At 67.8% G+C, this 22,223-nt stretch carries 22 protein-coding genes; 8 read left to right on the forward strand and 14 right to left on the reverse strand.

The features are described 5' to 3' along the window. Window positions 1-23: 23 nt before the first annotated feature. The 3 genes from K3M67_RS04525 to lepB all read right to left on the reverse strand — a co-directional run bounded on the left by K3M67_RS04525 (window position 24) and on the right by lepB (window position 1,923). Window positions 24-311 carry a GIY-YIG nuclease family protein gene (locus K3M67_RS04525; protein ID WP_066855785.1) on the reverse strand — a complete coding sequence of 96 codons (288 nt, stop codon included), beginning with the start codon at window positions 309-311 and terminating at the stop codon, window positions 24-26. 119 nt (window positions 312-430) lie between these two features. Then, window positions 431-1,102, reverse strand: a complete 672-nt coding sequence (gene rnc / locus K3M67_RS04530; protein ID WP_285832393.1) for a ribonuclease III — start codon at window positions 1,100-1,102, stop codon at window positions 431-433. After that, window positions 1,099-1,923, reverse strand: a complete 825-nt coding sequence (gene lepB, locus K3M67_RS04535; RefSeq protein WP_285832394.1) for a signal peptidase I — start codon at window positions 1,921-1,923, stop codon at window positions 1,099-1,101. Before lepB ends, rnc begins: the two co-directional genes overlap by 4 nt. A 177-nt stretch (window positions 1,924-2,100) precedes the next feature. On the opposite strand from lepB, the gene pgi reads away from it, so the two are divergent. After that, window positions 2,101-3,606 (forward strand): glucose-6-phosphate isomerase, encoded by a 1,506-nt coding sequence (gene pgi / locus K3M67_RS04540; RefSeq protein ID WP_285832395.1) that lies wholly within the window; start codon window positions 2,101-2,103, stop codon window positions 3,604-3,606. 181 nt (window positions 3,607-3,787) lie between these two features. Beyond that, window positions 3,788-5,134, forward strand: a complete 1,347-nt coding sequence (gene gor, locus K3M67_RS04545; protein WP_066855773.1) for a glutathione-disulfide reductase — start codon at window positions 3,788-3,790, stop codon at window positions 5,132-5,134. Window positions 5,135-5,228: 94 nt separating this feature from the next. On the opposite strand, the gene K3M67_RS04550 is transcribed toward gor, so the two are convergent. Beyond that, a complete protein-coding gene (locus K3M67_RS04550; RefSeq protein ID WP_066855771.1) occupies window positions 5,229-5,942 on the reverse strand; it encodes a 2OG-Fe dioxygenase family protein in 714 nt (237 codons plus the stop codon). A gap of 80 nt (window positions 5,943-6,022) precedes the next feature. Continuing rightward, entirely contained in the window at window positions 6,023-6,802 is a 780-nt protein-coding gene (locus tag K3M67_RS04555) for an SDR family NAD(P)-dependent oxidoreductase (protein ID WP_066855768.1), read from the reverse strand. Window positions 6,803-6,903: 101 nt separating this feature from the next. Here K3M67_RS04555 and K3M67_RS04560 point away from each other — a divergent pair, with 101 nt between their 5' ends. The 3 genes from K3M67_RS04560 (at window position 6,904) to purC (ending at window position 10,165) form a co-directional block, all read left to right on the forward strand. Then, window positions 6,904-7,800, forward strand: a complete 897-nt coding sequence (locus tag K3M67_RS04560) for a LysR family transcriptional regulator (protein ID WP_066855765.1) — start codon at window positions 6,904-6,906, stop codon at window positions 7,798-7,800. Between the two features lie 136 nt (window positions 7,801-7,936). Next, on the forward strand, window positions 7,937-9,211 hold the full coding sequence (locus K3M67_RS04565; RefSeq protein ID WP_066855762.1) for an aminotransferase class V-fold PLP-dependent enzyme: 1,275 nt from the start codon (window positions 7,937-7,939) through the stop codon (window positions 9,209-9,211). 171 nt (window positions 9,212-9,382) lie between these two features. Further along, on the forward strand, window positions 9,383-10,165 hold the full coding sequence (gene purC / locus K3M67_RS04570) for a phosphoribosylaminoimidazolesuccinocarboxamide synthase (protein WP_066855759.1): 783 nt from the start codon (window positions 9,383-9,385) through the stop codon (window positions 10,163-10,165). 34 nt (window positions 10,166-10,199) lie between these two features. On the opposite strand, the gene K3M67_RS04575 is transcribed toward purC, so the two are convergent. Together K3M67_RS04575 and K3M67_RS04580 are read right to left on the reverse strand one after the other, a co-directional pair. Next, the gene (locus K3M67_RS04575) at window positions 10,200-10,952 is read right to left on the reverse strand and encodes a sulfite exporter TauE/SafE family protein (protein ID WP_066855756.1); all 753 of its coding nucleotides are present in this window, start codon (window positions 10,950-10,952) and stop codon (window positions 10,200-10,202) included. 291 nt (window positions 10,953-11,243) lie between these two features. Beyond that, complete coding sequence (locus K3M67_RS04580) at window positions 11,244-11,393, reverse strand: hypothetical protein (protein WP_285832396.1); 150 nt, start codon at window positions 11,391-11,393, stop codon at window positions 11,244-11,246. Window positions 11,394-11,558: 165 nt separating this feature from the next. On the opposite strand from K3M67_RS04580, the gene purS reads away from it, so the two are divergent. Both purS and purQ read left to right on the forward strand, forming a co-directional pair. Next, the gene (gene purS / locus K3M67_RS04585) at window positions 11,559-11,792 is read left to right on the forward strand and encodes a phosphoribosylformylglycinamidine synthase subunit PurS (protein ID WP_021224554.1); all 234 of its coding nucleotides are present in this window, start codon (window positions 11,559-11,561) and stop codon (window positions 11,790-11,792) included. A 3-nt stretch (window positions 11,793-11,795) separates the two neighbouring features. Then, window positions 11,796-12,470, forward strand: coding sequence for a phosphoribosylformylglycinamidine synthase subunit PurQ (gene purQ / locus K3M67_RS04590; RefSeq protein WP_285832397.1), 675 nt, complete (start codon window positions 11,796-11,798; stop codon window positions 12,468-12,470). 12 nt (window positions 12,471-12,482) lie between these two features. Here purQ and K3M67_RS04595 read toward each other — a convergent pair whose 3' ends face one another. The 3 genes from K3M67_RS04595 to K3M67_RS04605 form a co-directional block, all read right to left on the reverse strand. Beyond that, window positions 12,483-13,181, reverse strand: coding sequence for a DUF2490 domain-containing protein (locus K3M67_RS04595; RefSeq protein ID WP_285832398.1), 699 nt, complete (start codon window positions 13,179-13,181; stop codon window positions 12,483-12,485). Window positions 13,182-13,297: 116 nt separating this feature from the next. Continuing rightward, complete coding sequence (locus K3M67_RS04600; protein ID WP_285832399.1) at window positions 13,298-14,926, reverse strand: alpha-D-glucose phosphate-specific phosphoglucomutase; 1,629 nt, start codon at window positions 14,924-14,926, stop codon at window positions 13,298-13,300. A 78-nt stretch (window positions 14,927-15,004) separates the two neighbouring features. Next, the gene (locus K3M67_RS04605) at window positions 15,005-15,676 is read right to left on the reverse strand and encodes a spermidine synthase (RefSeq protein ID WP_066855743.1); all 672 of its coding nucleotides are present in this window, start codon (window positions 15,674-15,676) and stop codon (window positions 15,005-15,007) included. A 170-nt stretch (window positions 15,677-15,846) separates the two neighbouring features. Here K3M67_RS04605 and K3M67_RS04610 point away from each other — a divergent pair, with 170 nt between their 5' ends. Continuing rightward, window positions 15,847-16,305, forward strand: coding sequence for a hypothetical protein (locus K3M67_RS04610; RefSeq protein ID WP_066855740.1), 459 nt, complete (start codon window positions 15,847-15,849; stop codon window positions 16,303-16,305). On the opposite strand, the gene K3M67_RS04615 is transcribed toward K3M67_RS04610, so the two are convergent. Genes K3M67_RS04615 through K3M67_RS04630 form a run of 4 tightly spaced genes read right to left on the reverse strand, consistent with a single transcriptional unit; the run spans window position 16,290 to window position 22,214 of the window. After that, complete coding sequence (locus tag K3M67_RS04615; RefSeq protein ID WP_285832400.1) at window positions 16,290-18,080, reverse strand: carboxypeptidase regulatory-like domain-containing protein; 1,791 nt, start codon at window positions 18,078-18,080, stop codon at window positions 16,290-16,292. The genes K3M67_RS04610 and K3M67_RS04615 overlap by 16 nt on opposite strands. After that, the gene (locus K3M67_RS04620) at window positions 18,077-20,185 is read right to left on the reverse strand and encodes a DUF4175 domain-containing protein (protein ID WP_285832401.1); all 2,109 of its coding nucleotides are present in this window, start codon (window positions 20,183-20,185) and stop codon (window positions 18,077-18,079) included. Before K3M67_RS04620 ends, K3M67_RS04615 begins: the two co-directional genes overlap by 4 nt. Beyond that, window positions 20,182-21,324, reverse strand: coding sequence for a BatA domain-containing protein (locus K3M67_RS04625; protein ID WP_285832402.1), 1,143 nt, complete (start codon window positions 21,322-21,324; stop codon window positions 20,182-20,184). Before K3M67_RS04625 ends, K3M67_RS04620 begins: the two co-directional genes overlap by 4 nt. Then, window positions 21,321-22,214 (reverse strand): DUF58 domain-containing protein, encoded by an 894-nt coding sequence (locus K3M67_RS04630; protein ID WP_285832403.1) that lies wholly within the window; start codon window positions 22,212-22,214, stop codon window positions 21,321-21,323. Before K3M67_RS04630 ends, K3M67_RS04625 begins: the two co-directional genes overlap by 4 nt. Between the last annotated feature and the right edge of the window lie 9 nt (window positions 22,215-22,223).

Consider the following 22,223-nt stretch of genomic DNA (forward strand, 5'->3'; position numbering starts at 1 on the left):
CGCGCTGAGCCTGCCGAAGCGCCTTACTTTTCTTTGGTCGATCGCGCCAAGCTGGAGATCAACGTCCAATCCTCACGGATCAGAGCCAGCTTTTTGGCCCGGCTCCAGCCCTTCATCCGCCGTTCGGCCTCAAGCACCTCCATACGCGTGCCGAACGATTGCGACCAGACCAGTTTTACCGGCCGGCGCGTTTGGGTGTAGCCAGGGATTTCGCCGCTCTCATGCTGGGCGATGCGGGTTTCGAGATGGTCGGTATGCCCGACGTAGAAACTGCGGTCCGCGCAATGGAGCATGTAGGTCCGGAAGGGCATGTCCGCAGTTCAAACTTTCAATGGAACCGTTCGGACTGAGCTTGTCGAAGCCTTCCTCTATTTTCAAGAAGTAGAGCCCTTCGACAGGCTCAGGGCGAACGGGTTGAGAGGGTTTCCCGTCAACCCGCCAGCTTTTCCAGCAGCGCTTTCGCCGCCGCCGTTTCGGCTTCCTGTTTGGACGCGCCGGTCGCGCTGGCCTCGCCTGCGCCCTTGATCGAGACGGTCACGGTGAAGCGCAGGGCGTGTTGCGGGCCGGAACGGTCGGTCAGGACATATTCGGGGGGCTTGCGCTTGTTGGCGGCGGCCCATTCCTGGAGATAGGATTTGGGGTGGCGGGGCGCGCTGGTCTGGGTGTCGACGCGGTCGCCCCAGAGGCGGCGGACGAGCGCGCGGGCTTCCTCCAGGCCGCCTTCCAGATAGAGCGCGCCGATCAGCGCCTCCATCACGTCGCCCAGCACATTGTCGCTGTCCGCCGCGCCATCGTCGCGCGCCTGCTTGCCCAGGATCAGATGTTTGGGCACGCCGGCGGCGCGGGCGATCTCCGCGCAGGTTTCGCCGGACACCAGGGCATTGTAGCGCCGGGAGAGCTTGCCTTCCGGCTCGGCGGTGAAACGTTCATACACCCATTCGCCGATCAGCAGGCCAAGGATGCGGTCGCCCAGGAATTCCAGCCGCTCATAGTTGAGCGCCTTGGCGCTGCCATGGGTCAGCGCCTGTTCGAACGCGGCCCGATTCTTCGGGGCGCGGCCGATCAGTTCCTTGAGCCAGCCGTCAGTGTCCGGCTTGCTCAAAAGCCTTCTCCGATCCGGCTCCAGCGTGCGGCGGTGAACCAAGTCCAGGGGAGCAGCCAGCTGGCGCTGCCGTCGGTCGAGAAGACCGAGATCATGGCCTTGCCAACGAGATTCTGTTCGGGGACGAGGCCGATACCGCCACCCTCGACCGCGGGGAAGCGGCTGTCGGCGCTGCGATCGCGATTGTCGCCCATCATGAAGAGATGGCCCTGCGGCACCAGCACAGTGTCGCGATCGTCGGCCGCGCCGTCGGGCACCAGGTCGAGGACGTTATAGCTCTTGCCGCCGGGCAGGGTCTCGCGGAACTGCGGATAGCGGCACTGGTTGCCGCCGCCGGGCGCCGCTTCCTCGAAATCGGGGCGGTAGCAGGGGGAGGCGGCGCCTTCCTTGGCCGCGGCGTCCTCCATATTGGGCGTGACCGGGATGACGAGGTCGGCGACCTTCTGCTTCGGGATCGCCTGGCCGTTCAGATAGACGGTGCCGCCGCGCACCGCGACCATGTCGCCGGGCAGGCCGATGACGCGCTTGATATAGTCGTTCTTCTGGTTCGGCGGCGCCTTGAAGACTACCACGTCGCCGCGTTCGGGCGTGGAGGCGAGGATGCGGCCGGGGATCAGCGGGATCGAGAAGGGCAGCGAATAGCGCGAATAGCCATAGGGCCATTTGGCGACCAGCAGATAATCGCCGATCAGCAGGCGCGGCTGCATCGATTCCGACGGGATGTTGAAGGGCGAGACGATGAAGCTGCGCAGGATGAAGACGAACAGCCCCAGCTTGGCGAGAAACCAGAGGAAATCCCGCGTTTCGGATTTGGCAGTCATGGATGCTCGTCTTTTCCTTCGCTCTGCCCCGAAAAAGGGCCGTGGCGGCTTTTGCGGTGTCGGAATGGCCGCGTCAAGCACGCCGGGTGGTGCATTGCACGCCGGACCCGTTTAAGCAGAGACAGAATCGACCGGTGCAGCGTCGATCTCGACCAACGTCATAAGAGGATCATTAGCATGACCAGCCCTGCACTGGCGGCCATCGCCGCGCTTCCGCAAGCCGAACTCAAGTCCATCTTCGCCACCGACCCCGATCGCCTGTCGAAGCTGGTGCTGTCCCAGGGGCCGATCCGGTTCGACTGGTCCAAGACCCATCTGACCGACGATCTGCTGGCGGGCTTCCTGAAGCTGGCCGAGGAGCAGGGCTTCGCCGCGCAGCGCGACGCGCTGTTCGCCGGCGAGGCGGTGAACAACACCGAGGGCCGCGCCGCCGAACATCCCGCCGAGCGGGGCGAGGGCAATGCGCAGAGCGTCGCGCAGGCCAAGGCGCTGCACAGCCGGATGCGCGCGCTGATCGACGCGATCGAGGCCGGGGCGCTGGGCGAGATCCGCCATATCCTGCATATCGGCATCGGCGGGTCGGCGCTTGGCCCCGACCTCATCATCGATGCGCTGGACGGCGACGGCATCCGCTATGACGTGGCGATCGTGTCCAACGTGGATGGCACCGCGCTGGAACGGGCGATGGACAGTTTCGACCCGGAATATACGCTGATCGCGATCGCATCCAAGACCTTCACCACCAGCGAGACGATGCTGAACGCGGCGAGCGCGATCAACTGGATGGTCGAGGGCGGGGTCGACGATCCCTATGGCCGGGTGATCGCGCTGACCGCATCGCCCGAAAAGGCGATGGAATGGGGCGTCGACGAAACGCGCATCCTGCCCTTTGCGGAGTCGGTGGGCGGGCGCTATTCGCTCTGGTCCTCTATCGGTTTCCCCGCCGCGCTGTCGCTGGGCTGGGACGCGTTCGAGAGCCTGCTGGAAGGCGCGGCGGCGATGGATCGCCATTTCCGGCTGTCGCCCCCGACCGAGAATGCGCCGCTGATCGCGGCTTTCGTCGATCAATATTATGCACGGGTGCTGGGGTGCCAGACGCGGGCGCTGTTCGCCTATGACGAGCGGCTGAAGCTGCTGCCATCCTATCTTCAGCAACTGGAGATGGAGAGCAACGGCAAGAGCGTGAAGCGCGACGGCACGCCGGTCGACGGCCCGACCGCGCCGATCACCTGGGGCGGGGTGGGCACCGACGCGCAGCACGCGGTGTTCCAGTTGCTGCACCAGGGGACGATCCTGACGCCGGTCGAATTCATCGCTTCGATCGAGCCGGGGCACAGCCTGGACCCGGCGCATCATCGCGCGCTGCTGGTCAACTGCTTCGCGCAGGGCGCGGCGCTGATGCGGGGCAAGGACAATGACGCCGATCCCGCGCGCGCCTATCCAGGCAACCGGCCATCGACGACGATCCTGATCGACGATGTGACGCCCGAGGCGCTGGGCGCGCTGATCGCTTTCTACGAGCATCGCACCTTTGCCAATGCGGTGCTGATGGGGATCAATCCGTTCGACCAGTTCGGCGTGGAGCTGGGCAAGGAGATCGCCAAGTCGATCGAGGCCAACGGGCCGACCGGCTTCGACCCGTCGACCATGGCGCTGATCGACCTGGCCCTGGGCGGGGAGTGACCTGAAATCGGGGTGGGGAAGGAGCGCGTTGCGCTTCCTGTGATCGAGAGGTTGCAGGAAGCGCCGCGCATTCGCGCCCACGCCCTGCCCCCTACCCGAGAGCGACGGGGGTGGAAAAAATCCCATTTGTAACTGACCGTTCCAGCCGCCATATCCCGCGTCACCCAATCGGAGGCGAGGCATGAGCGAATTTGACTACGACCTTTTCGTCATCGGCGCAGGGTCCGGCGGCGTGCGCGCGTCGCGGATCGCGGCGGCGCACGGCGCGAAGGTCGCGGTGGCGGAGGAATATCGGGTCGGGGGCACCTGTGTCATCCGCGGCTGCGTGCCCAAGAAACTGCTCATCTATGGCGCCCATTTCGCCGAGGATCTGAAGGACGCGCGCCGGTTCGGGTGGAACGTGCCCGACTGCGGCTTTGAATGGACGACGCTGCGCGACAATGTGCTGGCCGAGGTCGACCGGCTGGAAGGGCTCTACAAGAACACGCTCGACAGCCACAAGGTGGAGCTGATCCCCGAACGCGCGACCATCACGGGGCCGCATGGCGTCAAGCTGGCCAGCGGACGGGAAGTGACGGCAAAGACCATTCTGGTCGCGACCGGCGCCTGGCCGCTGATCCCGGAGGTGGAGGGCGCGGAGCATGGCATCAGCTCCAACGAAGTGTTCCATCTGGACGAATGTCCGAAGCGGATCGTGATCGTCGGCGGCGGCTATATCGCCAATGAATTCGCCGGCATCTTCCACCAGCTGGGCAGCCATGTGACGATGGTCAACCGGGGCAGCGACCTGCTGCGCGGCTATGACGCGCAGATCCGCGACCGGCTGCTCCAGATCTCCATGACCAAGGGGATCAATTTCCGTTTCAACGCGAAGATGGAGCGGATCGAGAAGAATGACGACGGCACGCTCTGCGTCCGATTCAAGGACGGCGATCCGGTCGCGGCCGATGTCGTGCTGTTCGCTACCGGGCGCAAGCCGCTGACCGAGGGGCTGGGGCTGGAGACGGCCGGGGTCGAGCTGGACGAGAAGGGCGCGATCAGGGTCGACGACTATAGCCAGACCAGTTGCGCGAGCATTTATGCGGTGGGCGACGTCACCGACCGGCTGCAACTCACCCCCGTCGCCATTCGCGAGGGCCATGCCTTTGCCGATACCGTCTTCGGGAACAACCGGCGCAAGGTCGATTATGGCTGCGTGCCGTCCGCCGTGTTCAGTCACCCGCCGCTCGCGGGCGTCGGCATGACCGAGGCGGAGGCGCGCAACAAGCTGGGCACGGTCAAGATCTACACGTCGGATTTCCGGCCGATGAAGAATGTGCTGGCGGGGCGCGACGAGCGGGCGCTCTACAAGATGGTCGTGGACGCGACGACGGACAAGGTAGTCGGGTTGCACATGATCGGGCCGGACGCGCCGGAGATATTGCAGGCGGCTGCCATCGCGGTGAAGGCGGGCCTGACCAAGCAGGATTTCGACGACACCGTCGCGCTGCATCCCAGCATGGCGGAGGAACTGGTGCTGTTGAAATAGGGCCGTGTCTCGAGTCCGGTTCGGCCCTTCGAGTCCCTTGTTTCCAGAAGAAGGAAAGCCCTTCGACAGGCTCAGGGCGAACGGGGTGGCGAGGTCATCCCTTTGAAGCGAACGTCACCACCAGCGCGTCGCGCCAGGCGGGTTGCGCGGGGTCGAGCGGGTGGATTTCGGTGACGCCGTGGAGGATGCGGTGGTCGTCGATCAGCATCGTGTCGGCAGGATCGGTCAGGGTGAATTCGCCGAGCGGCGCGCCGTCGGGCGCGCCGATGCGGGTGACGCCTTCGCGGACGTTGCGGCGCTCGACCAGCATCACCATCACCCGGTCGACCCCGTCGCGGTGCATCCCTTCGGGCGTGGGGCGGCCCGTTTCGCCGGGGCGGGCCTCGATGCGGAACTGGTGGAGTTCGACGAGCCAGTCGCCCTTTGCGGCAGGATCGAAGCTGTCGGCGCACCAGCCCAGAATCGCCTGGCAGGCGGGCATGGCGACGGTGGCCTGATCGACCGGATCGAACCAGCGCTGCACGTCGCCGTTCAGGGGATTATAGTCGCGGCTCTGATAATGGGGCTGATGCGGCTGGCGGACATAATGGCCGGCCCGGAGCGCGAAGGTGGCGTGGCGGCGGCGGCGGTAGCGGCCGCCATCGGCCATATAGAGATCGGGGCCAAGATCGTCCCAGGTCCGGGCGAAGCCGCGCCAGTCCGCTTCGCCGATGCCGAGCCGCGCCAGCATCTGCGCGCCGGGGAGCCGGGCATAGCCGTCCCGCGCCAGGGCTTCGTCCATGCGGGAAAGGCTGTCCGTGTCGCTCATCTCACCATCCTAGTCGGTGGAGGAGACGAGCGACAGGGCCAGTTTCCGCAGGGCGGATCGGATGGTCGTGCCGAAGCCTCTTACGCGATCGTCGGGATCATGCCGCCTTCGACCCGGAGCGCCGCGCCGTTGGTGGCGGCGGCGAGCGGGCTGGCAAGATAGGCGACCATGGCGCCCACCTCGTCCGCCTCGATCAGCCGCTTGATGAGCGAGAGTGGACGGAGGCGGGTGAAGAATTCGGCCTCGCGGTCCGCTTCGGGCGCGTCCTTGTCATCCACCACCGAGCGGATGAAGTCGACGATCCCCTCCGACCGGGTCGGGCCGGGCAGCACTGAATTGACGGTGACGCCGGTGCCGCGCGTATGTTCGGCAAGCCCCCGCGAGATGGCGAGCTGGGCCGACTTGGTCATGCCGTAGTGGATCATCTCGGCGGGCGGGAGCAGCCCGCTTTCGCTGGCGATGAAGAGGATGCGGCCCCAGTTACGCTCCAGCATCCGTGGGAAATAATGGCGCGAGAGGCGGGCGCCGCTGACGACATTGACTTCGAACAGATGATGCCAGTCTTCGTCGTTGATGTCGGCGAAGTCCTTGGCTTCGTAGATGCCCAGATTGTTGACGAGGATGTCGGTGTCCGGAACGGCGGCGATCAGCGTGGCGGCACCCTGCGCCGTGGCAGGATCGGCGAGCACGGGATTGACGCTGCCGCCGATCTCCTGCGCGGCGGCCTCCAGCTTGGCCTGGTTGCGGCCGGTGATGGTGACGGCGACGCCCTCCTGCGCGAGGCGGCGGGCGATGGCGAGGCCGATGCCGGCGGTCGATCCGGTGACGATGGCGCTCTTGCCGGCGAGTTTCAGGTCCATGGGCTTCCTCCAAAAAAACGGACAGCGAACTGGACACCAGATAGATATTCGACGATTGATGATTAGACCGCATCGCATCACTTCAGAAGTGAATCAAAATCATGGATAACCGGTTCGGCGACATCGAGACGTTCCTGATGGTGGCGGGAGAGGGCAGCTTTGCCGCCGCGGCCAAGGCGCTGCGGTTGACGCCATCGGCGGTCAGCCGGTCGATCGCGCGGCTGGAGCAGCGGCTGGGCGTCGCGCTGGTGCGGCGCACGACGCGGGCGCTGGCGCTGACGCGCGAGGGGCAGGCCTATCATGACCGGATGACGGTGCTGATCTGCGACATGATGGATGTGGAGGCGGGGCTGGGCGAGGACCGGAACCAGCCGCGCGGGCTGTTGCGGATCAACGCCTCGCCCTCCTTCGGCGTCGAATGCCTGATCCCGCTGCTGCCGCGCTTCGCCGCTCTGCATCCGGCCGTGACGGTGGACCTGAGCCTGTCGGACACCATCGTCGACCTGGTCGAGGCCCGCGCGGACATCGCCATCCGCATCGGCCCGCTGCGCGACACGAGGCTGCGGGCGAAGAAGCTGGGGCACAGCCGCATGGCGCTGGTCGCCAGCCCCGACTATCTGGCGCGGCGCGGGACGCCGCAGACGCCGGACGAACTGGAGGGGCATGACTGCCTGCGCTTCAGTTTCCGCCGCTCGGTCGATGGCTGGCCGTTCCGCATCGGCAAGCGGGTGGTGCAGCGGCCGGTACAGGGGCGCTATTTCGGCAATTCGGGCGAGGTGGTGCGGCAGATGGCGGTGGCCGGCTGCGGCATTGCCCGGCATGGCTATTTTCATGTCGCCAGCGATCTGAAGGCCGGGCGGCTGGTGGAAGTGCTGGCCGACTATAATCCGGGCGACGGAGAGGATATTCATGCCCTTTATGCAGCGGAAGATCGGTCGGCGGCGCGGGTGCGCGCATTCCTGGACTTTCTGGACGAGGCGGTGGTGATCGGCCAGTGACGGGCAGGCGTGACGGGCAGGCGTGACGCGCGGGAGTGACGCACCGGGGGAGTGAGGGCGCGCTGCGGATTTTCGCTTGCACATCGTTGAACCTGCGGCGGACAGATTGTCCGTCCGCCCGTTTCAGAGGTGCCCGATGCTCGATCGCCGTTCCTTCCTTGGCAGCGCGGCTGCCGCTTCGCTGGCGCAGCCGGTCGGCGCGCAGGCGCTGGCGACGGTGCCGCTGCCGCCCGCCGATCTCCATGACCGGGACGAGGCGGGCTATTGGAAGGCGCTGCGGGCGCAATTCCTGATCCCCGCCGATGTCGTGAACCTGAATGTCGGCACCGTCGGCTCCTCCCCGCGCCCCGTGCTCAAGGCGATATTCGACGGCTTCGCGCAGACCGAGCAGATGACGCAGGAAGGATCGGAGGATTATCCGATCTGGGGCTATGGGGCGTGGGAAGAGTATCGCCGGCCCTTCGCCGCCTTCATGGGCGCGCGGGTCGAGCAGATGGCGATCCTGCGCAACTGCACCGAGGCGAACAGTTATGTCGCCAATGGTTTCGACATGAAGCCGGGTGACGAGGTGTTGATGAGCGACGAGGAACATGGGTCAGGCGAAATGCCGTGGATGCTGCGCCAGCGCCGCTATGGCGTGGTGGTCAGGAAATTCGCCATGCCCAGGCCGCCCAGGGATGCGGCCGAGATACTGAACCGCATCAACGACGCGATCACGCCCAGGACGCGGATCATCTTCGTCAGCCATATCAGCACCGCGACCGGCGTGGTGCTGCCCGCGAAGGAGATTGCAGCGCTCGCCCGGTCGAAGGGGATCCTGTCGGCCTTCGACGGCGCCCATGCGCCGGGGATGATCCAGGTCGACCTCAACGACATGGGATGCGACATCTACACCGGGTCGATGCACAAATGGCTGTTCGCGACCAAGGGCACGGGTTTCCTCTATCTGCGCGACAGGGGCGTGATGGACCGGGTGTGGAACACGGTCGCGACGGGCGGATATGACGATCCCGCGCGCATGGCCGACCGCTACATGCAGATCGGGTCGTCCTGCATTCCCACATTGATGGGGCTGAACGCGGCCGTCGCTTTCGCCGAGGGCATCGGCATGGATCGGATCGAGGCGCGCAACCGGATGCTGGCCGACTATATCCATGGCGAGATGATGAAGCGGGGCGCGGAAAGCTGGACCTCGCCCGACCCGGCGTTGCGCGGAGCGATAGCGACGGTCAATGTGCCGCCGATCCAGCGGATGGAATTGCAGGACTGGCTATGGACCAACCACAAGGTCCGCATCCGCGGCGGCGCGCCCAGCAAGCTGCGGCTGGCGACGCCCTGGTTCCTGAGCAAGGCGGACATCGACAGGTTCCTGGGGCTGTTCGACGAATTTCGGAAGGCGAAGGGGGCTTAGCCTCTTCAGGTCCGCTCCCCGAGAGGGGGAACGCGGTCGCATCGCCCCCGCCGCAATTGCACCGCCGCTCACTTTGTTCTATGGGCCGCGCTGACAGCCCCGGCACCCGTGATCCTTTCCGATTCGCGTTTGCCGGGGCGCATTGTTTTTGAGAAAAAGACAGGAACGCGCATGGCCCGTCGCCGCCAGATCTACGAAGGCAAGGCAAAGATCCTTTACGAAGGCCCGGAACCGGGTACGATCATCCAGTATTTCAAGGATGACGCGACCGCCTTCAACGCGCAGAAGAAGGGCACGATTTCCGGCAAGGGCGTGCTCAACAACCGCATTTCCGAGCATATCTTCACCCTGCTCGGCCAGATCGGCGTGCCGACCCACTTCATCCGCCGCCTCAACATGCGCGAGCAGCTGGTCCGCCAGGTCGAGATCGTGCCGATCGAGGTGGTGGTGCGCAACGTGGCCGCCGGATCGCTCAGCAAGAAGCTGGGTATCGAGGAAGGCACGCAGCTGCCCCGCACTCTGATCGAATATTGCTACAAGGACGATGCGCTGGGCGACCCGCTGGTGTCCGAGGAGCATATCGCCTGCTTCGGCTGGGCGACGCAGGACGAGATGCACGACATCGCCGACATGGCGATCCGCATCAACGATTTCATGTGCGGCCTTTTCGCCGGCATCGGCATCCGCCTGGTCGATTTCAAGCTGGAGTTCGGCCGCCTCTATGACGGCGATTACAGCCGCGTCATCCTGGCCGACGAGATCAGCCCCGACGGGTGCCGCCTGTGGGACATGGCGACCAACGAGAAGCTGGACAAGGATCGGTTCCGCCGCGACCTGGGCGGCGAAGTGGAAGCCTATCAGGAAGTGGCGCGCCGCCTGGGCCTGCTGCCCGAGGGGCTGGACACCACCGTCCTCGACCTCGACACCCATCGCAAGAAGCGCGAGAAGGACTGAGATGAAAGGGCCGGCTGCATAAGCCGGCCTTTTTTCATGCCATCAGCGCATCCGCGACCAGCTTCAGGCCGAGCAGGATCATCAGCGCATAAATGAGGGTGTAGAAACGCGCCGGATCGACCCGGCGGACCAGCGCCACCCCCGCGAAGGTCGCAGCCATCGCCACCGGGACGAGCATCGCCGTCGCCGTCAGATTGGCGGTGGTGAACTGGCCGAGCGCGGCATAGGCGGGCAGCTTCATCCAGTTCATCACGGCGAAGGCCAGCGCAGTGGTGCCGACCAGCATGTCGCGGGGGAGCTTTTTGGGCAGCACCCACATCTGGAAGGGGGGCGAACCGGCATGGGCGATCTGGCTGGTGAAGCCGCTGCCGATGCCGAACAGGAAGCCGACCCAGCCGGGCGAGTCGGACGGCAGCACCACCGCCTGGCCCCGCTCGACCCAGAGGCGTTGCAGGCCGAACAGCACGGAAATCGCACCGAGCACGCCCAGAACCGCGATTTCGGAAACCTGGCTGGCGAACAGCCAGCCAAGGCCGATGCCAACCGCGGCGCCGGGCAGCATGACCTTGAGGATCTGGCCGTCCCAGCTGTGGCGATAGGCCCAGACGCTGACCGCATCCTGGAGGATCAGGATCGGCAGCAGGATCGCGGCCCCGCGCACCGGATCGACGCCCAGCGCCATGACCGGCATGGCGAGCGCGCCGACCCCCGCAAAGCCGCCCTTGGCGAGGCCGGAGATGATGACGGCGATGATGGCGCAGGCGAGGTAGAGATAGTCCGGGTGCATGGGGACCGCTTAGGGGAAGTGCGGGTGCATGGGAATGGCTGGCTTGGGGGGAAAGCGGGCGCTCGGATTTTGAGCGGGAGTGCCGGCAAACAGGCGGAAATCATCTGTCATGCCGGGCATCTCAGGGCGAGGCACGCAGCATTTGGTCGGCGGCGCTTGTCTGAACCTCTCTCGCCATCGCCTGAGACCCCAGCCTTCGCTGGGGTGACGATAATATGGGATGGCGGCTTTCGAGTGGCGTCGCCCGCACTTAACTGTCGGCATCTGCTCGCTTCCAGCCATGCGGCGCGGTCAGCGGTTGGCGCGGTAGCCGACCATCAGGCCGAAGCTGAAGGTGGCGAGGAGGGCGAGCTGGACCTTGCCCTGGGGATCGTCATAGCCGACGATGTCCTGGCCCCAGGCGAACAGCCCCACAAACATAGCGAGCGCGAGACCCGACATGGCACCCCGACCTTCCCCCGATCCGACCCCGTAACAATAGCGCCATGGTCGCTAATAAAAGGATAATGGCTTGCCTCCGCGCGCAGCCGCGCCTAGGGGGTGCGGCATCGCCGTTTCCCCGCGCATGAAGCGCGGCATTTGTCGATTCCAGGGAGTCCGCACGCCATGAAAGCCCGCATCTTCGTCACCCTCAAGGGCGGTGTCCTCGATCCCCAGGGCAAGGCGATCCATCATGCCCTGGAAGGGCTGGGCTTTGGCGGGGTCAACGACGTGCGCGCGGGCAAGCTGATCGAGCTGGACCTGGCCGACGGCACCAGCGACGAGGATATCGACGCCATGTGCCGCAAGCTGCTGGCCAATACGGTGATCGAGAATTATCGCATCGAGAAGGTCGCCTAAGCCATGAAAAGCGCCGTCATCGTCTTTCCGGGCAGCAATTGCGACCGCGACCTGGCGGTGGCGTTCGAGGCTGCGACCGGTAGCAAGCCCGCCATGATCTGGCACCGCGACACCGACCTGCCGGGTGACATCGACCTGATCGGCGTGCCGGGCGGATTTTCCTATGGCGACTATCTGCGGTCCGGCGCGATGGCCGCCCGTTCGCCGGTGATGCAGGCGGTGGCGAGGGCGGCCGAGCGTGGCGCCTATGTGCTGGGGATCTGCAACGGATTCCAGGTGCTGACCGAAAGCGGCCTGCTGCCCGGCGCGCTGCTGCGCAATGCCGGCGGCCATTTCGTCTGCCGCGACGTCGCGCTGACGGTTGAGAATGCGCAGAGCGCGTTCACCAGCCGCTATGCGGCGGGCGAGGCGATCCGTTTCCCGGTCGCGCATCATGACGGCAATTATTTCGCCGACGACGCCACGCTCGACCGGCTGGAGGGCGAAGGCCGGGTCGCGCTGCGCTATGCCGAAAGCGTCAACGGATCGGCCCGCAACATTGCCGGCATCCTGAACGACGCCGGCAATGTGCTGGGCATGATGCCCCACCCCGAGCGCGTGATCGAGCCGGCGCATGGCTCGACCGACGGCCAGCGGCTGTTCACCGGCCTGGTCGAGGGGCTGCTCGCGCGGGCCTGATCGCCGGCCGCGTCAGTGGCGGAAGAAGAGAGTCACCGACGCGACATGGTTGACGCGGGTGTTGCCGGCCCGCTGGTTGATGAGCTGGTTGAGATAGCCGACCTCCAGCGTTGACGCGCCGGGCAGGCCGATTTCCGCGCCGGCGAAGCTGCGCAGCTGATCGAAGCCGCTGCGCGCGCCCCAGTCCGTGTCGTTCAATGCGGCGAAACCTTCCGCATAGACGAGCGCGTTCACCGCGTCGCTGCCGGCCTTGAGCGGCTTTTCGTAGCGGATCATTTCACGCAGCCGCCAGCCCATGTCGTCGCCGTCCGAGCGCCAGCGCTGTTCGAGCCGCGTGCGCGAGGAGAGTTCGCCGCCCCAGGGCTTGCCGAGCGTCCAGCTGACCTGCTGGAAACTGCGTTCCTCATTCACGTCCTTGCCGCCTTCGGTCGGCACGACGATATGGGCGAAACCCTGGTAGAGGGTGAGCGACGGCGAGAATTTCCAGCCGAGCGCGCCGCGGAACAGCGCCTGGTCGACGCGCGAGACGCCGTCGCCGATGCGCGGCTGGACTTCGGCGAAATAGACCAGCTCGTCCTTCACCGATCCCATGGCGGTAAGATTGAGCCAGAATTGCTCATCCTCGCTGGTCGCGGCCACGGCCGGGGCGGACAGCAGGGCGAGGCAGGCGGACGGGAGGATGGCGGACAGGCTCGAAAACAGGCGGCGCATGGGGTTCCTTGACAGGGCAGTGGAGGGACAGCCGACATGGGACTGTCCCTCCATCATAGAGGCCATGCTGTTTCCGCCCTGTTTCCCGATCGTTTTTTCTGTCGGGCCGGCCTGTGTCAGGTGATGACGCTGGGCCGGTCCATGCCGGTGAAACCGCGGATGTCCGCCACTTCCTGCGCCGCCGCGATCAGGGGCGCGAGGGCATCGGCGGTGTCCATGCCGAGATCGCCGTCCGGGCCGACATAGCGTTCGATATAGACGCGCAACGTCGCGCCCTCGGTGCCGGTCCCCGACAGGCGAAAGACCACGCGCGATCCGTCCTCGAACAGGATGCGGACGCCCTGGTTGCGGCTGACGGACTGGTCGGTGGGGTCGGTATAGGCGAAATCATCGGCGCTCTTCACGATGCCGCCGCTGTTGGCGGTGCCGGGCAGGCGGTCGAGCTTGTCGCGCAGCGTGGCCATCAAGGCGTCGGCGCGGTCCTTGGCGATGGCCTCATAATCATGGCGGGCATAGTAATTGCGGCCATAGGTCGCCCAATGTTCGGCCATGATCTGCGCGACGCCCTGCCGGCGGACGGCGAGGATGTTGAGCCAGAGCAGCACGGCCCAGATGCCGTCCTTTTCGCGCACATGGTCGGAACCGGTACCCGCGCTTTCCTCGCCGCAGATGGTGGCCATGCCGGCATCGAGCAGGTTGCCGAAGAATTTCCAGCCGGTGGGCGTTTCATAGAGGGGAATGCCGAGCCGTTCGGCCACCCGGTCGGCCGCGCCGCTGGTCGGCATGGAGCGGGCGATGCCCTTCAGGCCCCGCGCATAGCCGGGCGCGAGATGGGCGTTGGCCGCCAGCACCGCCAGCGAGTCCGAGGGTGTCACATAGCAATGGCGGCCGATGATGAGGTTGCGGTCGCCATCGCCGTCCGACGCTGCACCGAAATCGGGCGCGTCGGGGGCCATCAGCCGATCATGGAGCGCCTTTGCGTGGACGAGATTGGGATCGGGATGATGATGGCCGAAATCGGGGAGCGGCGTGCCGTTCATCACCGTGCCGGCGGGCGCGCCGAGGCGCTGCTCGAAAATCTCTACCGCATAGGGACCGGTGACGGCGCTCATGCTGTCGAAGGCGAGGGTAAAGCCGTCCGCGATCAGCGCGCGGATGGCAGCGAAGTCGAACAGGCTTTCCATGAGGTCGGCATAGAGAGCGACCGGATCGACCACTTCGACGGTCATGTCGCCGAGCCGGCTGGAGCCGATGCTGTCGATATCGACATCGGCGGCGTCGAGAATCTGGTAGCTGTCGATCGTCAGCGTGCGGGCGTTGATCGCGTCCGTCACCTTTTCGGGCGCCGGGCCGCCATTGCCGATATTATATTTGATGCCGAAATCCTCGTCCGGGCCGCCGGGATTGTGGCTGGCCGAGAGCACGAGGCCGCCGAACGCGCCCGACGCGCGAATGAGGTGCGAGGCGGCGGGGGTGGAGAGAATGCCGCCCCGGCCCACCAGCACCCGGCCGAAGCCGTTGGCGGCTGCCATCTTCAGCACCGTCTGGATGACTTCGCGGTTGAGATAACGGCCGTCGCCGCCCACCACCAGTGTCTGGCCCGCGAACCCCTCCAGGCTGTCGAACACCGACTGGACGAAATTTTCCGCATAATGGGGCTGGGCGAAGACCCGCACCTTCTTGCGCAGGCCGGAGGTGCCAGGCTTCTGGTCGGTGAAGGGGGTGGTGGTTACGGTCTGGATCACTCCGGCATCCTTTTGAGAAAACGTGTCGGTTGAAATCTCACAGCACCCGGACGGGCGCTATATCGCAGTGCAGCATGTTCAGCGCTTTTGTGCAAACCAGATGACATGGCGCGGCCCCTTGCCATTGTCGCGGGCACGCACGGCGACCTCCTCCACGAGGAAGCCGGCGCTGCGCAGGCGGCGGGTGAAGGCATCGTCGGAGCCGGCGGACCAGACGGCAAGGATGCCGCCGGGCTTCAATGCCGTGCGCGCGGCCTCCAGTCCCTTGCCATTGTAGAGCCGGTCATTGGCGGCGGCGGTGAGGCCGTCGGGGCCATTGTCGACGTCGAGCAGGATCGCGTCATAGCTGCCATGGCCTGCGGCGATCACGTTGACGACATCGTCGAGGACAAGGCGCACGCGCGGGTCGTCGAGGCAGCCGGCGGCAAGGTCCGTCATCGGACCGCGCGCCCATTCGATGATTTCGGGCACCAGTTCGGCGACCGTGATCTGCGCGGATGCGTCGAGCGCGCCCAGCGCCGCGCGCAGGGTGAATCCCATGCCATAGCCGCCGATCAGCAGATGCGGCGCGGTGCGCCCCTTCAGCCGCTCGATCGTCATGAGCGCGAGCTGCTTTTCCGAGCCGCTCATCCGGCTGCTCATCAATTCATTGCGGTCGAGGACGATCATATAGTCGCCGCCACGCCGGTAGAGTTTCAGTTCCTGCCCACCCGGCACGGCGGCGGACCCCAGATATTCGCGCGGCGTCATACGGCCCCTTCTTACATAAACGATCGGCCTGTGGCGCATGGCAGCTTGGCTTCCGTCGCGCAAATGCTACAGGCGGTCGCGCGCGTCGGTCGCCACATGGCCGATCCGTCCGGCGGATGCTATCGGCCCGCCGACCGCGACCCGAATCTGGACAGGCAGCCTTCTTCCCCATGCGCTATTTTCTCGACACCGAATTCAACGGCTTTGGCGGGACGCTGATCAGCGTGGCGCTGGTGCCCGAGGACGGGGACCAGGAACTCTATTTTTCGCTGCCCCTGCCGGACCAGATCGAGACATGGGTGTCGGCCAACGTCATCCCCTATCTGCGCCATGTGCCGCCGGGGATCGACCATGAACTGGGGCGCGAGGAAGGCGCCGACATGGTCGCCGCCTATCTGGCGGGCGATTCCGATCCCGTCATCATCGCCGACTGGCCCGAGGATCTGGCTCATTTCTGCGCTCTGCTGGTGAAGGGGCCGGGGCAGATGGCCGGGGTCGATTTCGGCTTGCGGCTGGAACTGATCAACGCGGCGGGATTCAGCGCGGCGGCGAACAGCCGGGTGCCGCACAACGCCCTGCACGACGCGCGGGCGCTGCGCGATTTCTACATGGCCTATCGGGCGGACTGACGGCGGCCGATCCGGCTGCGTTCCAGCCACCAGAGCAGGGCGCTGGCGGCGAGCCATGCCAGCAGCCAAGGCCAGGCGGGGCCGTGGCGGGGTTCGTCCGAACCCGGTGCCGGGGCGTTGCCGCGCAGCATGAGCGTGGCGGCGCGGTCGCGGGTAGCGCGCATCGCTGGCAGGGCCTGGGCGGGTTGGACGTGGAAGGGGACGGCGCCGTCCTTGCCGCGCAGGACGTGCCAGCCGGCGCTTTCCGGCCAGAAGGCGGCGCAGCCGTTCACCGGGATCAGCCGCGCGTGGCTGCCATCGGGGCGGTCGACCTGCGCGTTTCCGGCAAGGCCGCATAGCGCCATGCGCTCGCCTGCCCAATGGATGCCGTCGATCATTGCGGGCGCGGGCGCGGGGCGGGCGACCGCGCCGAGCAGGCTGCGCCACCATAGATCATGGAGCGGCTGGTGCCCGGTGAGGATGAGCGCATAGCTGTCGATGCCGGTAAAAAGCGCGATCCGCCCCGTCCCGAGCGCGCGCCATGCGGCGAGCGGGGCGCCGCCGGCGTCCCGAAGCAGCGGAACGGCGTCGCGGCCAGTGGGCGCAGCGGCGAGGCGGGTGACTTCGGGGAGCAATTCGTCGGGGAACGCCATGTCTTCGGGGCGGTCGGCATAGGCTATGCCCTGCCGGGTGCGGGCTATGGTGGCGGCGGGCGGCTTGGGCAAGGCGAGCGGGGCGAGGTCGTTACCGCCCTGGAGCGCGAAGCCCAGCGCTTGCCACTGGCTGCGGGTCGCACCGTCGAGCGGGCCGCCGGCGCGCAGGATGAGGCCGAGGCCGTCGCGCACCGCGCCGAGCAGGGCGTTGCGCGCGCCGCCCATTGCGGCCCAGCTGCGATCGTCGATCAGCACGGCGTCGAAGCCGCGCAGACTGGCGCCGTCGATCGAGACGGGGACGTCGCCGAGCTGGACGCCGCCGCCCGCGCTCATTTGGCTGGTGACGGCGAAGCCCGCGTCGGTCGCCCAGCGGCGCAGATATTTGACTTCCGGTCCGGGCGCGCCGGCGAGGATCAGCAGGCGCGGCCGGGCGCTGTCCTGCGTGAGGACGGGGACGCTGGCCTGTTCGACCATCCAGCCGTCGTCGCGCACGCGCAGGGTGAAGTCGGCGGCGCCGGCGCTGCGGGCGGTGCCGGTGAGAGTGACATGGCCGTCGCGGTCGGGCGTGGCGCTGTCGGTCACGCGGCCGGCTGGGTCGAGCAATTGGACGGTGGCCTCGGGCAGGCCGGCGAGCGTCGCGCCGGTGGTGAAGGTCGCGCCCGGTGCGGTCGACGCAGGTGGGGAGAGGTGGATGATGCCCCTGGGCGGCGGGGGCGGATCGAAGCGGAGGGCGACCGTGCGTGCGGCTTCGATGTCGCGGGGCGTCAATCCCCGACCGACGATCTCGATCGTGCCAGCGGCGGGGTGGCGGCGCAGCGCGGTGGCGAGGTCGGGCGCGGCTTCGCCGAGGATAGCGCCTGCCTCGGGCAGGACGATGAGGGGCGCGCCGGCGGCGGCGAGGCGCGGCGTTCCGGCGGTGGCGATGCGCAGGGCGCCGCTGCCGCCGCTGGTGGCGGGTGGGAAAAGCGCGAAAAAGAGCAGCCCGGCGCAGACCGGCTGGAGCAGCAGGAGCAGCGCCAGGCGGAGGGGCGATCCCTGCTCGACCGCCGCCCGGTGCCAGAGGGTCAGGCGGATCGCGGCCAGCAGGACGGCGAGGGCAAGGATGGCGGCGACGATCGCCGGCATGGGCATGGGCGTGGTCATGATCCGCCTCCCCCGATCGCGCGGAGATAGCGGGTGCCGGGGCCGTCGGCCGGGCGGCGGCGGGCAGGCTGGCCGAGCGGGCGTTCCATCGCGGTCCAGAGCTGAGCGCGGAGCTTCGCGCGGCAGGAGGCGCAGGCGGGGTCGCGGCGCACGGCGTCGATCACGCCGCTGAGCGCCAGCGCATCGGGCAGGCGGGCGGTGTTGGCGCGGACCCAGGCGTCCAGCGGTCCGAGATTGATCGGTCCCCAAATCGCGTCCGGTCCGGCGCCCAGCGCGCGCCAGGCAGCGGCGGCGGGGCCATCCTGCCGTTCGACGGGGGTAAGTTCCAGCTGGCGGCTGGCCAGCCCCTCACGCTTGCCGGTCATGCGGCGGCCCGCGTCGATCGGCGGCAGTTCTGGCCCGACGCGCGAGAGGAAGATGCGGGTCGCCTGCTGCACCTCCTTGATGAAGCGCAGCGCCCGGTAGGCAAAGGGCAGCGCGGCGTCGGGATGGCCGGTCTTGAGCTCCCGTTCGGACTGCCACATTTCGTCCACCGCCTGCTTCAGGATGGCGCGGGTTTCGGGATCGAGGCTGGAGGCGGGGCTTTCGTCGTGCGGATGGCCGAATTCGGCGAGCACATCCTCCTTCTCGCCGAAGACATTGGGCGACGATGGCGGCGGGCCATGGTCGTGCCCGTCATTGTCGCTGTGCGCCTCCGCATCCGAGGTGGGGAGTTCGGGCTGGCCTTCGCTTTCGCCGCCGAGAAACTGGCTGTAGCGGCCGCGCAATATCTGCTGGTCGCCGCCGATCGCGGCGGAGCGGGCGAGGTAGCGGTCGGGCGCGAGGGCGCGCCGTTGCTTGAGCAGCTTTTCGATGTCGATGATGATCTGGCGCTGGCTGCGGAAATAGGCGGGCAGGGTGGTGTTGACCATGCCGGTGAGGCCGCTGCTTTCGGGTTGTTTCGGGGACGGCCAGCGCAGGATGAGGCTGGGGCCGCGCGCTTCCTGCGGCGACGGGCTGCGATTGTCGCGGATGATGAGTTGCACGACCATGTCGCCGCCCGCGGCAAAGCCGAAGCTGGCGAAGTCGAGGCGCGGGGCGAAGCGGCGGTCGCGGGCCGGGCCTGTGCCGCCGACGGGGATTTCGCGTTCGGAAAAGCTGACATTTTCGCCCTCCCCGATCGCCAGCGTCACGCGCAGCCGGGCGGTGGTGGCGACGCCATAATCGTCGGTGGCGGCAAAGGCCGGGGACCAGCCGTGCTGGCCGGGCCTGACCAGGGTGAGGCTGTCGGTCAGGGCCTTCACCTGCGGCGGGGCGTCGGCGACGGCGTCGATCCGGTGCAGCGGCGGGGTGGGGCCGCGCCCGGCGGCGGGATCGACGCGGTAGAGGAAGGCGGCGTCGGCGGTGCGGCTGGCGATCCAGTTGGCGCCGTCACGGCGCAGCGCGAGGGGCTGGCCGCCGAGCATGAGCAGCCGGGGCGCGGTCGCCTGCGGATCGAAGCGGAGCGTCCATTCGAGGCGCGATCCCTGCGGCACGCGGGCGTCGAGCGTGGCGGAGTCGCGGACCGGCAGGCCGGTATAGGCGGTGGGGAGAATGCGCAGATTCTGGGCGACGAGGCGGGGGATGCCGGGGCGGGCGGGCAGGCCTTCGCTGCTGGGGGCGAGAGCGGGCGGGCCTTCACCGGCGCGGGGCCAGAGCAGGGCGGCGGCGATCAGCGCGGCGGCGGTGAGGCCGAGGATCAGGAGCGTGCGCGTCGACCAGGGGGGAACGAGGTCTTGGGGGCCGCCCTGGTCGAGCCGGGCGGCGATGCGGCGGCGCTGGAGCGACTGGAGCCGGGAGAGGGGCGCGTCGCCGCCGAAGAGGAGGGCGCTGCTGTCCTCAAGGTCCGGGCGCGCGGCGTCGAGACTGCGGACCAGCCAGGGCAGGTCGTGGAGCGCGGCGCGCTGCCGGGCGATGAGGAGGGCGATGCCGATGCCGAGCAGCGCGGCAGCGGTGGCCGCGATCGGGCCGAAGAAGCGCCAGCCGATCGCCGTGGCGGCGAGCAGCGGCGGCAACGCCAGCGCCAGCGTGTCGGCGACGCGGCGACGGCGAGCGGGCGCGATCCACTGGACGAACAGGTCGCTCATGGCGCGATGCTCCGGCTGCGGCGGGTGGCGAGCCAGCGTTCGGCGAGGAGCAGCAGGGCGACCAGGACGGCGAGCATGGGACGGAGCGGCCGGGGCGGCTGGTCGGGGGCGCGGCCGCCCGTGAGCGGGGCATAGTCGGCGGCGGCGACGCGGGAGGGAGTCGGCTGCGCGGTGATGAGCGCGCGGAGACGGGTCGGGAAATCGGCCTCCAGCAGGAGCGGGATCTGCGATGCGACGAGGGGACGGGTCAGGCGGATCAGACGGCCCTTGCCCATGGGCCGGGCGTGGGCCAGCACCTGGCCCTGATCGTCGCGCCAGATGGGGACGGTTTCGCCCGGCGGCATCCGCATGTCGGCGGCGAGGATCGCCTGTCCGCCGCCGTCGACCCATCGGGTGACGGCGTCGGGCAGGGTGCCGCTGCTCATCCAGAAGAGCGGCTGGTCGATGGGCGGCATTGGGGCGGTGAGCGGGCCGCTGTCGAGGGCGGCTGGCTTGCCGGGCGGTTGCCATGACTGGGCGGCGGCCAGGAGATAGAGCAGGCCGCCGGCATGGGCGGTGTCGGCCCTGATGGCGATGCGCGGCGCCGGAATCGGTGCTGTCCGGGGCGCGGGCATGGCGCCGGGCTGAACTTGCCATGTCACCCTGCGCGAGAGGCGGAGGCGGTCGGCGTCGGCACCTTCGATGATCGTGGGCGTGACGATAGTCAGCGGCGTGTTGGCCGGGAGTTCGGCGTCGAGCTGGCGGACGAGGCTGGCGATGGCCAGCGGGCCTGTCGGTGGGGCTTGGTCGATGTTCGGGAAGCCGGGCGCCAGCCAGTGGGCGCGGGCATCGCCGATGCGGGCGGGATCGACCCGCGCGCCGGGGATCACCGCGACATAGGGGCCCTCGTCACCAGCGCCCAGCAGGACGGGCTGGGCCAGCCACAGCGCGACGAGCGCCAGCAGCGCGAGGCGGAGCAGCAGCAGCGGCCATTCGTCGAAGCGCAGGCGCGAGCGCGGCTTCGGCCGCGCGCGCAGCCAGCGCAGGGCGGCGAAGTCGGTCGGCTGCTGCTCGCTTTTCCGCGCGATATGGATGATGAGCGGCACCAGCAGGGCCGCGAGCGCGGCCAGCGCGGCGGGGAACAACAGGCCCATGCTCATTGATATTCCGCTGCGCCATGGGCCGCGAACAGGCGGCGGAGGGGCAGGTCGACGGGCTCGTCCAGAATATGCGACGCATGGCGGATGCCGATCGCGTCGAGCCGGGCGTGGAGCGTGTCGCGCGCCTGCGCGAAGCGGGCGAGGAATTCGGCGCGCAGGGCTGCGCCATCGGCCAGCAGTTCCTCGCCGGTTTCGGGATCGCGGAAGCGATAGCCGCCGTCGAAGGGGAAATCCCGTTCCGCGACGGTCAGCATCTCGACCACCAATGTCTCGCGCCCGGCGGCGGCCAGCTTTTCCGCCAGCGCGACCGCGCCTTCGTCGAAACAGTCGCTGAGCAGGATGACGAGGTCGTGCGCGCCGATCCGTTCCCAGACCGGGCCTAGCTGGCTTTCCGGGGCGAAGCCGCGTGCCGCGTGGACGTTCAGCAGTTCCAGCAGCAGCCGGTCGCGCTGGCGCAGGCCGGTGGCAGGGGGCAGCAAAGCAAGGCCTGCGTCGCCCAGCGCCATGAAACCGAAGCGGTCGCCCTGCTTCATCGCCAGTTCGGCGATGGCGGCGGCGATCGCTTTTGCCGCGTCGAGGCGGCTGTAATCGGGGCGGGTGGGGTCGCACTGGCCCATGGAGGCGCTGGCGTCGATCAATATCCAGACAGCGACGGGACTTTCGCGCTCGGCCTCCCGCACGAAGAATTTGTCGGAGCGGGCGTAGAGCTTCCAGTCGATCTGGCGCAGTTCGTCGCCGGGTTCATAGGCGCGATATTGCGCGAATTCGAGGCCCGCGCCCCGGCTGTGGCTCTGGTGCAGGCCAATGCCATGCGACCCCACCGCCCGGCGCGTGACGAGGCGCAGGCCGCGAAGGCGGCTGCGCACGTCGGGGGGGAGGAGGTCGGCCATGGCGGAAGG

Source organism: Sphingobium sp. V4, from assembly GCF_029590555.1.
In the GTDB taxonomy this organism is placed as follows: domain Bacteria; phylum Pseudomonadota; class Alphaproteobacteria; order Sphingomonadales; family Sphingomonadaceae; genus Sphingobium.